This window comes from Streptomyces sp. NPDC005004 (assembly GCF_053600675.1).
Genome location: NZ_JBSGAH010000003.1, coordinates 375,437 through 389,482, shown reverse-complemented (window position 1 = coordinate 389,482; position 14,046 = coordinate 375,437). Strand labels below are relative to the sequence as shown.

The following is a 14,046-nucleotide window of genomic DNA, read 5'->3' as shown; positions in this document are numbered from 1 at the left end:
GTCGTCAGGCCGCCGGCATCTGCTGCTGGGCCTTCTCCAGCTTGGCCTTGACGGAGGCGGTGGTGACGGCGCGTCCCGCCGCCGCGTCGGCGAACAGGTCCTTGACCGCCGTGCCGACGGCGGTCTCGAACTGCGACTCGTTGGCGACCTGGGGCAGCGCGGTCGCGCTGGTGGCGAGCGTGTCCTTGAGGACGACCGTCGCGGGCGCGCTGAACGCGGGGTCCTGCTGGGCGGCCTTGACCGGCGGGATGGAGCTGTAGGCCTTGTTGAGGATCTTCTGCTCGCCGTCGCTGGTCATGAACTTCACGAAGCGCGTGGCGCCGTCGAGGTTGTGGCTGTCCTTGAAGACGGCGAGGTTGATGCCCGCGACCATGGAGTTGACCTGGGTGCCGGTGCCGGGCTTGCCGGACTGGACGGGCACCGGGGCGATTCCGTAGGCGTCGTCGCTCATGCCCTGCGACTTGAGGTTGGCGGCGGCGGACTGCCACAGCAGCATCGCCTGCTTGCCCTTGGCGAAGTCGCTGACCGACTGGTTCTGCGCGTACTCGGCGTTGCCCGCCGGGATGACCTTGTCCTTGGCCATCAGGTCGACGTACTGCTTGACCGCGTCGACCACCTTGGGGTTGGTGAAGTCGGGCTTGCCGTCGGTGCCGAAGAAGTCGGCGCCGTGCTGCTTGGCGAAGACGAAGACGTGGTGGATGTTCTCGGAGACGTTCGAACCCTCGGCACCCAGCGGGGACTTGCCCTTCGCCCGGATCTTCTTGCCGTCGGCGATCAGCTCGTCCCAGGTGGCCGGGGGCTTGGCGATGCCGGCGTCGGCGAAGATCTGCTTGTTGTAGTAGAGCGCGTACGCCATCGAGTACAGCGGTACGGCCGCCGGGACCTTGCCGGTGGCGCCGGTCGAGCCGAGCGCGGAGTCCACGAACCGGTCCCGCCCGCCGATCTTCGCGAAGTTCTTCGCGTCCCAGGGCAGCAGCGCGCCCGTCGCCTGGAGGGAGGCGCTCCAGGTGTTGCCGATGTTGAGCACGTCCGGTCCCTGGCCCGAAGTGGCCGCCGTGAGAATGCGGTTCAGCAGGTCGGACCAGGGCACGACCTCGACCTTCACCTTGATGCCGGTCCGCTTCTCGAACTTGTCGAGCTCCGGCTGGAGGACCTTCTTGTCCACGGCGATGCTCGCGCCCTGGTTGGAGGCCCAGTAAGTCAGCGTCTTGGACGACCCGTTGGCCTCGTCCCCGCCCGACGTACCTCCTCCACATGCGGTGGCCGCGAGGGCGAGAGACATGACGACGGCGCCGGTGGCCGCGGCTCGGATGCTGCGCATGGCTCCAGAAGTCCCTTTCCGGGAGTCGAGACCCCGAGGACCGCTCACGACAGCCGACACCCGTTCGACCCCCGAAGGCTCCTCATGGCTTAATTTAGGACGTGAGTTAAACCTCCGTAGGGGGCGGAGTCAAGGGATCGGGCGGGTTTTGCAGCGGGGGGACGAGGTGCGCCGAAGACGGGGCACCGTGCGGTGCTCATCCCGGGGCCGGGCTCTGCGATGATCGGCGCCCGGTCGGCCCGGAGGGCCGCTCAACGGGGGGACGCCCATGCTTTCGACCACCGCCTCCCGCCGCGCACTGCCCGTACTGCTGGCCGGCGTCCTGCTGAGCGGCTGCTCGACCGGACACGACACCGCGTCAGCGCCGTCTTCCTCCGCCCCTTCACCCTCCCTCACCGCGTCCGCGCCCACGTGGCGGACAGTTGCCGCCTCCCGGGTCCGGGACGCGTTCGCCGTGCTCCAGGCGACGTACGAGGACGGCTGTACGGACCCCGCGAACTGCGAGTACTTCCTCACCCGGGTGCACGACAACCTCGACGAGCTCGCCGCCGCGATGAAGGCCGACCGGAAGGGCGAGGGGCACTTCACAGCGCCCCTCGCGTGGATGGACGCGCTGCGCGGGGCGTTGGGGAAGGACACCTCCTTTCCCGACCTCAAGAAGCACCAGAAGCTGCTGATCGGCACCCGGGACAGGATCGACAAGTGGATGCAGTCCCACCCGGAGGACTATCGCTGAAAGGAGTCCCCGGTGAGCGCGGACACCGTGGTGGACGTGCAACGCTGCTCGGGCGCGGAGGTCGCCCGCCACCCCGCCGCCTCGCTCCACTCCTCGAAGCACGCCAGCAGGCGCCGCTCCGCCCGGCTCCACGCGAACACCGCGTCCTGACCGAACCGGCGCCCCAGGGCGCGAGCCTCGACGTCGGACAGCCCGGTGACGGCCACACTCTCCTCGGCGTGGGTGCCGCAGGGGCTGCCGCCTGTGGCGGGCCACCATGTGTGACCGCCACGGCCGAGCCAGGCCAGCAGCAGGGCGTGGGCCCGCGCGTTGTCCTCGGCGGCGACGACCCGCCCACGGGGATTGAAGGCCGTGACGACGTGCAGGGTCCGCCCGGACGGCTCCGGGAACGCCCCCTCGGTCACCCCGACGGAACACGGCACCATCCGCACGACGCCGCGCCCGGCGAATCGAATGTCCACCACAGCCTGTCGGTAAGCCGCCCAGCGATCCCGCATGAGCCCTCCTCCGGAAAGAGAGGACCCCCTTACGCACCCGGCAGGGAGATCCGCGCCCAGCCCCGCACGGGCTCGGCGTGATCGTTTTCGTGAACGGGCGGAATGCTGCCACATGGCGTGGCGCAGGACCAGGGCCAGGGGCCCGCGCGCTCGACGTGGTGCCGGGCTGGGACGGCACCACCGCCCAGCCGGTGGTGGCCCAGACCCGCCACGCTCTGGCCCGTTACGCGGCGCACGGGGGTACGGTACGGGAGGTCGCCGTACCCGAAGCCGGGCACGCGGCACCTGGAGAAGCCCGAGGAGTTCACGACGGCGCTGCTGGAGGTCCTGTGGGCATGACGGTGTGCACGACCGAGCAAGGCGATGTCCGGGGCCGTACCGGCGCGGACGGCGCGGTGTCCTTCCTGGGAATCCCGTACGCGGCACCGCCGTTCGGCCCCCTCCGCTTCAAAGCCCCTTCCCCACCGCGACCTTGGTCCGGCGTACGCGACGCCACCGTCTACGGCCCGACCGCACCCCACGCCCCGTACGCCCCGCCCTTCGACACCCTGATCCCCGAGGACAGCATCCCGGGCGAGGAGTGCCTGAACCTCAACATCTGGACGCCCGCGCCCGATCCGGGAGCCCGGCTGCCGGTGATGGTGTGGCTGCACGGCGGCGCGTTCTCCAACGGCTCGGGGTCGGCGCCGGGTTACGACGGCAGCGCCTTCGCCCGCGACGGCGTGGTGTGCGTGACCCTCAACTACCGCCTTGGCGTCGACGGCTTTCTCCGTCTGCCGGGCGCCCCCGACAACCGCGGCCTGCTGGACCAACTGGCCGCGCTGCGCTGGGTGCGGGCCAACATCGCCTCCTTCGGCGGCGATCCGGACCAGGTGACCGTGTTCGGCGAGTCGGCCGGCGCCATGAGCATCGGCGCGCTGCTGGGCACGGGCGAACTGCGCGGCCTGGTGCGCCGCGCCATCCTCCAGAGCGGCTCGTGCCACTACTTCCTGCGTCCCGGCTCCGCCGACCGGATCGCGGCGCACCTGGCGGCGAAGCTGGGCGCCGAACCGACCCCCGAGGCACTCGCCGCCGTTCCCCCGGACACCCTGCTCACCGCCCAGGCAGACCTGCGCGCCGAACTCAACGCCCGCCCTGATCCCACCCTTTGGGGCGAGGCGGCACTCAACATGATGCCCTTCGAGCCCGTCCTCCCCGACCTCGCCCTCCCCGGCCCGGACTGCGGCATCGACCTCCTCGTCGGCACCAACCGCGAGGAATACCGCCTCTTCCTGGCCCCCATCGACCGCCTCGACGCCTTCCCCGAGTCCCGGCTGCGCACGATGACGGCGGCCTACGGCCTCGACCCCGACAGGGCCCTCCCCGTCTACCGCGCCACCCGCCCCACCGCGACCCCCGGCGAACTCTTCGACGCGGTGGCCACGGACTGGTTCTACCGCCTCCCCGCCATCCGCCTCGCCGAATCCGTCCCTGGCTCCCACCTCTACGAATTCGCCTGGCGCTCACCCCAGTTCGACAACCGCCTCGGCGCTTGCCACGCCCTGGAACTCCCCTTCGTCTTCGACCGCCTCCACGAGTCCTCCTACGCCTCCCTCCTCGGGCCCACCCCTCCCCAGCCCCTCGCCGACACGATGCACGCGGCCTGGGTGTCGTTCGCCCGGACCGGGGACCCCGGCTGGCCCGCGTACGACGAGATCACCCGCACGACGATGGTCTTCGCGGAGGAGTCGGCGCCGGGGAAGGATCTGCGGACGGAGGAGCGGTTGCTGTGGGACGGGGTGCGGTAGTCCCAAGGGGGCTCAGCCGGACTCCTCCTCCGGCGGCAGCAGCGCGCCACCGATAGGACCGGCGGCCAGCCAGGCCGCGTTCTCCTCCGCGGCGTCCGCGGCCTGTCGCGCGGCGACGCGGAGGTCGTGCAGACGCCGGAACACCGCACCGTAGCGCCGTTGCCCGGCAAGCGGCAGCAGCGGCACGCGCAGCCGTCCCGGCTCCAGGTGGACGGACGTACTGCCGCTCGACGCGCTGCTGACATTGTCTTCCGCGGAGAGGAAGCCCGCTAGGAACCAGGGAACGAGCCGCTCGGGATCAAGCCGGAAGAGGTGGACGTTGACGCCCAGCAAACACCCGGCGTCTGCGTCGTCCGCGACCCGGACGCGGCCACCGTGCACACTGACGACGCGCGGCATCAGAACATCACCGGCCTCGATCACGATCGCGTTCGCGAGCTGGAACTCCGCCTCGTCACCCGACGCGCGGGAGCCGGTGGCGATGTCCCGGGCCGTGTGCACGGCCCGTCGGCGTACTCCTCTGGAACTCCTCGCCCCTCACCGCCTCGCGCCGTGGGTGCCGAACGGAACAGAGAGAGCGCCACACCACGGACGAGGTCCGCGAGGGTCACGGTGCGCCAGGAACGGCGGTTGCGTCGATCGTTCGGACGAGGACGCCTCGGATCAGGGCTTCGCGGCGACTACGCCACCGACCTCCACGCCTCTTCGGGGGACACGGTCCCCGATGCGAGCGCGGAGCGGGTCGCTCGTTCGGCCCGGGGCAGGTACCCGGAGCGGTCCAGGTGGCGCCAGAGCAGTCTGAACGACTGCTGGTGGTTGCCACGGCCAGACCAAGCAGGACTTACCTCGGCCTCCTCGCCCATCTGGAGAACCCGGCGACCATCCCGCCCCCCGGCGGGCTACACCGCCCCCTCTACAAGGCCGATCGCCCAGCCGAGGTGCGCGCCGCGCACGCTCACTTCCAGAAGCGTCTGGACGACGAGATCGCCGCCGGCCGCTGGACCCCGCCGGGAGGGGACTCGGCCTGACCTCAACAACACGGCGGTCGGTTCGCGCACATGCGAGTCGGCTGCCGTGTGGACGACAACAGCAGTAGTACACCCCGGTCGGATCGACTTGGCGGTCAACCGAACCGGGGCACAATCCCGTTGATGCGTTCTGCGCTCTTCCCACTTGGATTACCCCACCAGCACGCCGTCATCAATCCATGACCGCACTCAACCCCGCCCAGCAGCTCGCCGCCCACTTCCGAGCCACCCTCGGCGACGGCCCCTTCCCCCTGCCCCGCGGCTGGACCAACATGGGTGCCGTCATCTGCGACGCCAGCTTCCACGCACGCCGTAAGTACAAGTCGACCGTCCGACCGCGCCTTCTCCGACTGCAAACAGCATGGCCCGACGCCGAAACAGTCCGCGGCTTTCAGACGCGACTCGCTACAGAAGACCTGTCCGTCGCCATGGACTTCAACAGCCCCCGCCGGGTCGCGACAGCCCACGCCATCACGAACCTGCTGGCTTCGGCCGGTGTCGACACCCGCGATGACCTCCACGCATGGCTCATCGAACGGGACAACCGTGCCGCCCTCCGCACAGTGAAGGGGGTGGGACCGAAGAGCGTGGACTACATCGGCGACCTCGTCGGCCGATCACAGATCGCCGTGGACGTCCACCTGCGCAGCTTCGATGTCATTGCGAGCCTCAACGTACGCCAGCCGCTGCCCCATCTGCGTCTCGAAGAAGGTGAACGGGCCGTCAAGCGCCGCATGTTCAGGGCACTCGATCGGCATGACCTGAATCGCCACGTTCCGCCGCCGACCGCACAGCAGGATCTCTTCCAGCTGTCCACGCATGAACTCCCGGCCGCCGAGTGGCCTGCGCAGGGCATGCTCCTCGACGACAAAGCTGATCGTGGGGAGCGGCTTACGTTCGAAGACTTCTCGCCGGGCAAAGCGGGAACTCACACGCTGGTTCACAGTCTCCGGTTCGAGCAAGGGCAGCCACATCTCACAGACCGCGCGGGCGTACTCCTCCGTCTGCAACAGACCAGGCACGGCCTTGCTGGCGTACACCTCAACCGCCTCCCCCTCCAGCTTCGCCGCATCCCTGAAGAACGCCGGATACCGCGCCCTGGCGACCTCCTCCTTCATCACCACCAACAGGACCCCGGTGTCCAGTACCTCGTCCGCCCGGTCGGTGAACTCCGCCCTCGGGATGCGCCGCCCCAGCACCACCGACGCGATCATGTCCTCGCCGTACCCGAGCAACGCGCCCAGGTCCGCGCGCGTCAGCCTCCGACGCATCCTCAGCAACCGCAACTGCTGACCGAAGCACCGCAGAATTCCTGCCTTGGTCTCACCGTGTGCCGTCAAGGTGGCTTCACCTCACTCACCCACTGGGAAGCACCCGTACCCACCTCGCCCTCTCAGGGACGTGCGGGGCCGTCTGCCCCCGTGTGCAGCGCCAGGCCGTACACCCGCTCCTCCGTAACTCGCCATGGGCCCATCGTCTGACGGCAAGTTAAGGTTGCGGCTCAAGAGGAGGACAGAGCGGTCGTTGTGCCGCTCACCGAATCAACGCGCGGAGGCGGCAGCCGGGGCGCCCGCACCCCCGCAGGCCAGCCGCCCGCGAAACAGCCTGGGGGAACGCGCCATGGCACGCGCCGACACACGCCGCCGACACCGACACGGACGAAGGCGACGAGGCGGCCGACCGGAAGGCCGTCGAGCAGGAGCAGGCCGAGATCAAGGGCTTCGTCAAGGATCTGAGCGCTGACGACATCAAGCGGGCAACTGGTTCACCAAGCTCGCCGGTGAAGAGACGAGGGAACATGACCGAACCGCACCACAGCCTGGGCGGCGAGGAGCCGTCCCGGGCCAGCTACCTGCTCGACGGCCGCCGGGTCCAGATATCCGACCTGATGCGGCATGGGCTGCTCAAGGAGGGGGAGACCCTCACCTTCAATCGGCCGCAGATCGGCGACAGCTACAAGGCCACGGTCACCGCCAAGGGCTGGCTCCGCCTCGAGAACGGCGAAGAAGCGCGCTCCCCCTCCCGGGCCGCCTACATGGCCGCCGGCGGGGGCGCCTTCGCCGGCTGGCACGCCTGGGTGCTGAGTGACGGCCGTTCTCTCTCCCGGCTAAGGCAGCAACTGTTGGACATGTCGGCCGTTGAGGTCAACTCCCGCGGCAGGGAGCACTCGACGCCCAGATTGTCCTTGTCGCCCGCCGAGCGGCACGACCGGCTCAAGGCGGCCGCAGTACGGGCGGAGGCGGGCCAACCGCAGTCGATGTCCGTGCAGGAACTGCTGAGCTGGTGGGGGGCAACAGGACGCGGCGCGGTCAACGACCACATCGAGGCGGAACTCTCCAACCACGGCCTGGTCACCTCACCGGGCTTCGACAAGGTGCCGCTCACCACGACCGTGCGACTGGTGAAAGAGGCAGCTGAAGAGGAGAAGGACGTCGACTCAGCCCCGGATTCCTCCTTCAGGATGCTGACCGGCATGCCCGCGGATGCCGCGTCGCCGGAGACAGGGCTGACCGTGGGCACGCTTCCCTCGGCGCTCGGGGACGCCGTGGTGAGCGTGAAGCCGACCGCCACCTTCGAGGAGGCGATCACGCTGATGACCCTCTACGACTTCTCGCAGCTTCCCGTACTCACCAGCCCTCATAACCTGCGTGGTGCGGTCTCCTGGAAGTCCATTGCGAGGGCCTGGCACGCCGACCCAGACGCACCGTTCTCCCACGCCGTCGTGGAGCCCCAGGTCGTCCGCTACGACCACGACCTGATAGATGTTCTTCCCATGCTGGCCGAGTCGGACTTCGTACTCGTGAAGGACCAGCACAACAAGATCGCCGGTATCGTCACAGCGGCCGATGTCGCCCAGGCCTACGGAGACCTCGCTAGCCACTTCCTGATGATCGGCGAGATGGACCGCAGGCTGCGGCAGATCATCGCGGGAACCTTCACACTGGAGGAGGTCAGCGCCCTCTGCGACCCGGACGGAGAGCGTGTCACCTCCTTCGGCGATCTCACGGTGGGCGACTACCAGCGCGTACTCGAAAACCCGGAGCGCTGGGAGCAGTTGGGCTGGCGTCTCCATCGGAAGACGTTCATCGACTGGCTGGAGGAGGTCCGGAAGATCCGCAACAACGTCATGCACTTCAACAGCAGCGACCCGCTGCCAAAGGCGGACGTGGACAAGATCCGTAATCTCAACAGGCTCCTGCGCGATTACGGGGAGTAGCCGTAGTCGCCTTTACTACGGCACTGCACCGGACTGCGGATACGGCTGATCGCGCCTCTCGGCGTGGCATGCTGGACCATTACTGGGCGCCGGGCGGCAGGACTTCGGCATTGAGAGAGCACGCCGTGCGTTCGGGCAAGGGCGCGGTCGTCGACCTGCCAGCGTCTGCCCAGGCCGAGAGGCGGGCCGCCGCGCGCGCTTCCAAGCCCGTCTCGACAAGGAGATCACCCTCGGCCGATGGACTCCGCCTACGAGGCTGAGCCTGAACACCATTCCTCACCGCGATGGTCGGCGCCACCTTCAAGGAAGCGCCGACCATCGCAGGCAGCCGTACACCTCACATCGTCTGAAGGAGCACCGCCCGCGCCGTCGAGCCGACCGTCAGTCCACCACGCTCCACGCCGACCAGCACGCGCGCGCCGTCTTCCGGAACGAGACGCGGGTCATCGAACTCGCGAGGGAATGGGTGATCGCAGTCGGCACCCGCAGTTGATGCTGTGGGTCGCGTGGCTCGTCATAAGGGCGAACACCGACGCCAAGATGGCGGACAAAGAGGCGCTGTTGATGCGCCATCTGGTGATACTGGTCCGGGAGCGGCACGAGGTGGTCGACGAACAGCTCGCGAACCTCGTGGCATCGATCACGTGGAAGTGTGGCGGCGCGTGGACGCCGAGCCGGGCGATCTCGGCGACATCATCGACGCAGCAGAGCGCGTGGCCACCGTGGACGGCGACGTCAACTCCCGTGAGAAGGCGGACCTGGCGGAGCTTCGGGAGCGGTGCCGTCGCGGCTGAGACCGTCGTACGGCACCGCCCCACGGAGGCCGACGAGTTCGCGATGTCGTTCACGTAGACCCCGCGAGGCGTCCGCCTGGCCCGGCTGTTCGTCGCGCACTACGTGCAATCCTGGGGCCACCCGCACGACAGCAACGTCAACGAGACGCTGAGGACAGTCATCGCCATGCTGAGCGCGAACGTCGTACAGAACGTCCGGTTTCCCGGACGGGACTTCCATGTACGGCTGGCCCGCGCGGCCGAGAGGTTCTGACGCCGAATCCGGCCGCGGCCTGCTCGTCGCCACCGTCCCGGCCGACGAATGGGGCCTCACCGACCGCCGTGGGGGAACCGAGCACGACCATCCGGGCGTCGCTGGGGCCATGTGGCACACCTCGGCGGAGTGACCGCACCGGGTACGTGACCCGATGCCAGCCGTCCCGGATACGCTGAGCCACGACGTTTCACCCGTGAGAGACAACCAAGCACGCGTGAAAGCCAGACATGACGGAGGGCTGATGCTGACGCGGTTGGAGGTCCACGGGTTCAAGAACCTGCTGGACCTGTCCATCGACTTCGGGCCGTTCACCTGCATCGCGGGCGAGAACGGTACAGGCAAGTCGAACGTCTTCGACGCGATCCAGTTCCTGTCGCTCCTCGCCGACGGGCCGATGGTGGAGGCAGCGCAGGATGTCCGCGGTGTGCACGGCGAGCGCCACGGCGATCCACGCGACCTCTTCTGGAAGGGTTACCGGCCCGGGCAACACCGTATGCGCTTCGCCGCCGAGATGATCGTGCCGCCGGAAATCGAGGACGACTTCGGTCGTGTGGCGAAACCGACCATGACGTTCCTGCGCTACGAGTTGGAGATCGGCTACCAGGAACCGTCGGGACTTGACCGCTTCGGACGGCTCACCCTGCTCCGAGAGGACCTCCGTCACATCACCAAGGGCGCCGCCAAGAATCACCTCCTCTTCCCGCATAGCGCGGCCCACTTCCGCAACGCGGTCATCACGGGTCATCGCAGTGGCGCCCCGTACATCTCGACGGACACAGACGCCTCGTCCGGAGAGCCCATCGTCAAGATTCACCAGGACGGCGGCAGTCGGGGTCAACCGAAGCCGGCAGCGGCCTCACGGGCCCCCGGCACGGTCGTCTCTACCATCACGTCCAGTGACGACCCGACCATTCTCGCCGCACGTCGCGAAATGGAGTCCTGGCGCAGACTCGCCCTCGAACCCTCGGCGCTGCGCAGTGCCGACCGGTACATGGACCCACAGACCATGGACGTGGACGGCTCCCATCTGCCCGCTGCGCTCTACCGTGTCGCACACACCGCAGCGAAGGCCGACCCTGAACAGGTGTACGCCCGCGTCGCCGGACGTCTCTCGGACCTCACCGGGGTGCAGATCCGGGAACTGGGCGTGGACCAGGACGAGGTGCGCCAGCTTCTCACCGTCCAGGTGCGTGAAGCCGACGGGATGCTGTTGCCCGCACGCAGTCTGTCCGAGGGGACGCTGCGCTTCCTCGCGCTCTGCGTCCTGCTGGAAGATCCCACTGTGCGCGGCATGATCTGCATGGAGGAGCCTGAGAACGGCATTCATCCGGCCAACCTCAATCCCATGGTGGAACTCGTCCAGGATCTCGCTGTCGATCCCACCCAGCCGCCGGGGACGGACAACCCGTTCCGCCAGGTCCTCATCAACACGCACTCGCCCGGTGTTGTTCAACTGGTTTCCCCCGACGACCTCCTGTTCGCCGACACAGCCGTACGCCGGACCGAGGACGGGAGCATGGCGCGCAGTCTGCGCCTGCGTCCGCTCACCAGTACGTGGAGGCTGGCTGGTGAAAGACGTGACTACGTCACCAAGGCGGACATCCTCCCTTACCTCACCACGCCCCCCGGGGCCCAGATCACCCTCGACCTGGGGGCGGCATGACGCTGCGCATCCTCTTCACGGGCGAGGGGACGAGCGACAACGGCCTTGTACCGCACATCGAGATGGTGGCGGCGGAACGCGGCGTACAAGCCGTGGTCACAGCTCCCGACTTCGGGCGCCTCGGACCAGAGCACTGCCACGCCGTGACGGATAAGCTCCGCGCCGTGCGAAGCCTCGGCGACACCTACGACCTGGTGATCGTGCACCGGGACGCGGACCGTGTTTCCCCCGATGACCGCCGGAAGGAGGTCGCTGAAGCCGTGACGAGGGAATGGCCGGAGCACCCCCATGTCGCAGTGGTTCCAGTGCGGGCCATCGAAGCATGGCTGCTGCTGGACGAGTCGGCCATCCGGCGGATCGCCGAGAATCCCAACGGGCGGATGCATCTCGACCTGCCCAAAGCAGGCGCCGTGGAACGGATCGCCGATCCGAAGAGACTCCTCCAGGAAACCCTGGCCCATGCGAGTGGCGTGGCCGGACGCCGTCTCACAACGTTCCGCAACCGCTTCCCGCGCCACCGCCATAAGCTGCTTGAGAGCCTCGATCCCTACGGACCAGTCTCCCAACTTCCGTCTTGGCAGGCCTTCCTCAGCGATCTGAACGCCGCACTTCTGCGCGCCTGACCGTCGGAGTTCAAGGCTCTCGGCGCCGGCTCGTCACCCGTGGCTCGACGGCCCGGGAGTGCGCAGGTTGATCGGTGTGCGGGTGCGTGGGCCGTCCAAGACCGAGTGATCGATGGACGGCCTGGGCCGGGGCGTGACCGCGGTGAGGGCAATGGTGCCGCGGTCGCCCAGCGCGGTGAGCCACTCGCTGGGCCGGGGGCGTGTGCCCCGCGGCCCAGCCGCCTGGGCGAAGAGCCGTCGCGCCGCCGCTTCCTGCCGTTCGTTCAGGCAGCCGGAGACGGCCCGCAGCTCCTGTGCCGGGGTGAGGTACGGCTCCTGGGAGAGGACGCGCGCCACCGTGAGCCCCGTCTTGTAGGAATCCGTGTCCACGCTCGCCTCGGTGGAGGGGACGAGCGGGTCGTTCCATTCCGGGGTGGCGGCCTGGGCCTGAACGGGTGCGCGTCCCACTCGCCGGAAGCCGTCGCAGTCCAGGAAATAGACCGACGTGTCCTGCGTGAGTGTCCACAGGACGTTGGCCTGCGAGATGTCACCGATGACGAGCCCCGCATCGTGGAACCAGCCGATGGCCTCCGCGCAGGCCACGGCCAGAGCCTTGCGCTGCTCCGGAGTCGGTTGCGAGACCTCCTTCCAGGCGACTTTGGGGGGCCGGATGAGGTACTGAAGTTCGAGAAGCTTCGTCGCTCCGGCCGCCGTGCGCCACGTCATGGTGGCGGGCGCCCGGCGCATGAGAAAACCGACCGCCCGGCCGCCCTCGACCACCCGGCACAGCGGCCACGCGGCGAGGGCGTCCAGACGGCTCCGGTCGTCGCGAGCGAGAGCCTGCCGGAAGGCAACCAGGTCGGCGAGGGCGTTCCCGTCGACGGCGGCGGGGATCCTGTACTGCTTGAAAAGCAGCGAGCCGCCTGCCACCGCGTGCACCTCGCCCTGGCCGCCACTGCCCACGACGTCGCCCAACGCCAGCGACGACCGTAGGATGTCTGCGCCGTCCTCCACGCTCATGCTCCCGCCTCCCACACACAGATCACGGTGCGGTCGTCGTCGTAGGACTTGGCCCGAGTCTGCGCCTGCCACAGGAAATCGGAGAGGGAGGGGATCTCGGGTCCTCCCCAGGCACCCGCCAGGTATTGGGCGAACTCGGGGTTCCGCTGAGTGAGCGGGTTCGTGATGCCGTCGGTGCCCAACAGCAGGACCTCGCCAGGCACGGCAGGGAGCAGGGTGGCCTTGACGCTGCGATAAGCGTGCGGGAGTGCCTCGGTGCGCGTGTCCAGCAGATCACCGGCGCGTGCCGGGTCGCCTGGAGTCCAGTGGCCATCCCGCAGGACGAGCAGGCCGCCGTCGCCCACACTGAACAGGACACGCTCACGCACGGCCGGATCGGTCGGGACGAGCAGGACGTGCAGGGTAGTGGCGTAGTCCCGGTCGATACGTAGGGCGCTGACGGCGTTGGCGATCGCCTTGTTGGCGATCGCGCGGAGCTCACCTGTGTCCCCGGTCCTCAGCGCGGTGTGGATGATCTCCGCCTCCCGGTGCAGGTGGAGAGCGGCCTGCTGGGTGACCTGGTACGAGCCGCTGTGCGAGCTTCGGGCCGAGCCGAGTCCGTCGGCGACCGCCAGCAGCAGGAACTCCGCTTGTGGTGGTCCGATGCGCGTCACCGTCATGGCGTCCTGCCGACAGGAACCCTCCCAGTTGTGGCTGTCGCCCCGCACGGAGACTGCACGAACCGTCAGCCGTCCTGCCTCCGCGCCGTCCAACAGGACTGCGGGGGTGAACGCGGCGAACTCGTCGCCGTCCGCCAGAGACGGGCACCGCAGCGGGCGGGGCGGGTAACTGGGGGGTCGCTGACCAATGTGGGCCGGATCCCTGCGCAAGGGTTCGCCGTCGAGGCCCAGGGACGGCTGAAGCAGGTAGTCACTCCCCTCCACCGTGGGTGCCGGGGACAAGTACTCGCGCTTCTCCACCGCAGACGGCGGGGAAAGGTACTCGGGCCCTTCGACCCTGGGCGCCATGGGCATGGGTATTACGGGCATGGGCCCTGGAGGACTCTCGGCAGCATGCGACATCGGCTGTGCGACGACGGGGGCGGCGTCCTGTGGCACTCGCGTGTCGTGCATCATGCCGTGCGGT

At 68.7% G+C, this 14,046-nt stretch carries 12 protein-coding genes; 6 read left to right on the top strand and 6 right to left on the bottom strand.

The genetic code is table 11. The features are described 5' to 3' along the window. Nucleotides 1-4 precede the first annotated feature (4 nt). Nucleotides 5-1,321: an ABC transporter substrate-binding protein gene (locus tag ACWEEU_RS06040; protein ID WP_451729003.1), complete on the bottom strand. Its 1,317-nt coding sequence runs from the start codon at nt 1,319-1,321 to the stop codon at nt 5-7. Nucleotides 1,322-1,589: 268 nt separating this feature from the next. Between ACWEEU_RS06040 and ACWEEU_RS06035 the strand changes: the two genes are divergently transcribed. Continuing rightward, nucleotides 1,590-2,057, top strand: a complete 468-nt coding sequence (locus tag ACWEEU_RS06035) for a hypothetical protein (protein ID WP_451729000.1) — start codon at nt 1,590-1,592, stop codon at nt 2,055-2,057. On the opposite strand, the gene ACWEEU_RS06030 is transcribed toward ACWEEU_RS06035, so the two are convergent. Next, nucleotides 2,048-2,521: a DUF3293 domain-containing protein gene (locus tag ACWEEU_RS06030; protein ID WP_451728997.1), complete on the bottom strand. Its 474-nt coding sequence runs from the start codon at nt 2,519-2,521 to the stop codon at nt 2,048-2,050. The genes ACWEEU_RS06035 and ACWEEU_RS06030 overlap by 10 nt on opposite strands. 368 nt (nt 2,522-2,889) lie before the next feature. Between ACWEEU_RS06030 and ACWEEU_RS06025 the strand changes: the two genes are divergently transcribed. After that, the gene (locus ACWEEU_RS06025) at nt 2,890-4,341 is read left to right on the top strand and encodes a carboxylesterase/lipase family protein (protein ID WP_451728994.1); all 1,452 of its coding nucleotides are present in this window, start codon (nt 2,890-2,892) and stop codon (nt 4,339-4,341) included. Nucleotides 4,342-4,353: 12 nt separating this feature from the next. Here ACWEEU_RS06025 and ACWEEU_RS06020 read toward each other — a convergent pair whose 3' ends face one another. Together ACWEEU_RS06020 and ACWEEU_RS06015 are read right to left on the bottom strand one after the other, a co-directional pair. After that, nucleotides 4,354-4,842: a hypothetical protein gene (locus tag ACWEEU_RS06020; RefSeq protein WP_451728991.1), complete on the bottom strand. Its 489-nt coding sequence runs from the start codon at nt 4,840-4,842 to the stop codon at nt 4,354-4,356. 1,144 nt (nt 4,843-5,986) lie between these two features. After that, nucleotides 5,987-6,709: a DUF5753 domain-containing protein gene (locus ACWEEU_RS06015; RefSeq protein ID WP_451728988.1), complete on the bottom strand. Its 723-nt coding sequence runs from the start codon at nt 6,707-6,709 to the stop codon at nt 5,987-5,989. Nucleotides 6,710-7,167: 458 nt separating this feature from the next. Here ACWEEU_RS06015 and ACWEEU_RS06010 point away from each other — a divergent pair, with 458 nt between their 5' ends. The 4 genes from ACWEEU_RS06010 to ACWEEU_RS05995 all read left to right on the top strand — a co-directional run bounded on the left by ACWEEU_RS06010 (nt 7,168) and on the right by ACWEEU_RS05995 (nt 11,922). Then, on the top strand, nt 7,168-8,586 hold the full coding sequence (locus ACWEEU_RS06010) for a restriction system modified-DNA reader domain-containing protein (protein ID WP_451728985.1): 1,419 nt from the start codon (nt 7,168-7,170) through the stop codon (nt 8,584-8,586). Nucleotides 8,587-9,078: 492 nt separating this feature from the next. Further along, nucleotides 9,079-9,438 (top strand): hypothetical protein, encoded by a 360-nt coding sequence (locus tag ACWEEU_RS06005; protein WP_451728982.1) that lies wholly within the window; start codon nt 9,079-9,081, stop codon nt 9,436-9,438. A gap of 439 nt (nt 9,439-9,877) precedes the next feature. Beyond that, on the top strand, nt 9,878-11,299 hold the full coding sequence (locus tag ACWEEU_RS06000) for an AAA family ATPase (protein ID WP_451728979.1): 1,422 nt from the start codon (nt 9,878-9,880) through the stop codon (nt 11,297-11,299). Then, nucleotides 11,296-11,922: a hypothetical protein gene (locus tag ACWEEU_RS05995; protein WP_451728976.1), complete on the top strand. Its 627-nt coding sequence runs from the start codon at nt 11,296-11,298 to the stop codon at nt 11,920-11,922. The genes ACWEEU_RS06000 and ACWEEU_RS05995 overlap by 4 nt, the downstream gene beginning before the upstream one ends. Nucleotides 11,923-11,955: 33 nt before the next feature. Here the strand turns inward: ACWEEU_RS05995 and ACWEEU_RS05990 are convergent, their stop codons facing one another. Then, nucleotides 11,956-12,921, bottom strand: coding sequence for a hypothetical protein (locus ACWEEU_RS05990; protein WP_451728973.1), 966 nt, complete (start codon nt 12,919-12,921; stop codon nt 11,956-11,958). Then, nucleotides 12,918-13,928: a protein phosphatase 2C domain-containing protein gene (locus ACWEEU_RS05985; protein WP_451728970.1), complete on the bottom strand. Its 1,011-nt coding sequence runs from the start codon at nt 13,926-13,928 to the stop codon at nt 12,918-12,920. Before ACWEEU_RS05985 ends, ACWEEU_RS05990 begins: the two co-directional genes overlap by 4 nt. Nucleotides 13,929-14,046: the final 118 nt, after the last annotated feature.

Excerpts from the sequence above, each read along its gene's own strand:
- ACWEEU_RS06040 (WP_451729003.1), bottom strand. The coding sequence starts at position 1,321 with ATGCGCAGCATCCGAGCCGCGGCCACCGGCGCCGTCGTCATGTCTCTC.
- ACWEEU_RS06035 (WP_451729000.1), top strand. The coding sequence starts at position 1,590 with ATGCTTTCGACCACCGCCTCCCGCCGCGCACTGCCCGTACTGCTGGCC.
- ACWEEU_RS06025 (WP_451728994.1), top strand. The coding sequence starts at position 2,890 with ATGACGGTGTGCACGACCGAGCAAGGCGATGTCCGGGGCCGTACCGGC.
- ACWEEU_RS06010 (WP_451728985.1), top strand. The coding sequence starts at position 7,168 with ATGACCGAACCGCACCACAGCCTGGGCGGCGAGGAGCCGTCCCGGGCC.
- ACWEEU_RS06005 (WP_451728982.1), top strand. The coding sequence starts at position 9,079 with ATGCTGTGGGTCGCGTGGCTCGTCATAAGGGCGAACACCGACGCCAAG.
- ACWEEU_RS06000 (WP_451728979.1), top strand. The coding sequence starts at position 9,878 with ATGCTGACGCGGTTGGAGGTCCACGGGTTCAAGAACCTGCTGGACCTG.
- ACWEEU_RS05995 (WP_451728976.1), top strand. The coding sequence starts at position 11,296 with ATGACGCTGCGCATCCTCTTCACGGGCGAGGGGACGAGCGACAACGGC.
- ACWEEU_RS05990 (WP_451728973.1), bottom strand. The coding sequence starts at position 12,921 with ATGAGCGTGGAGGACGGCGCAGACATCCTACGGTCGTCGCTGGCGTTG.
- ACWEEU_RS05985 (WP_451728970.1), bottom strand. The coding sequence starts at position 13,928 with ATGGCGCCCAGGGTCGAAGGGCCCGAGTACCTTTCCCCGCCGTCTGCG.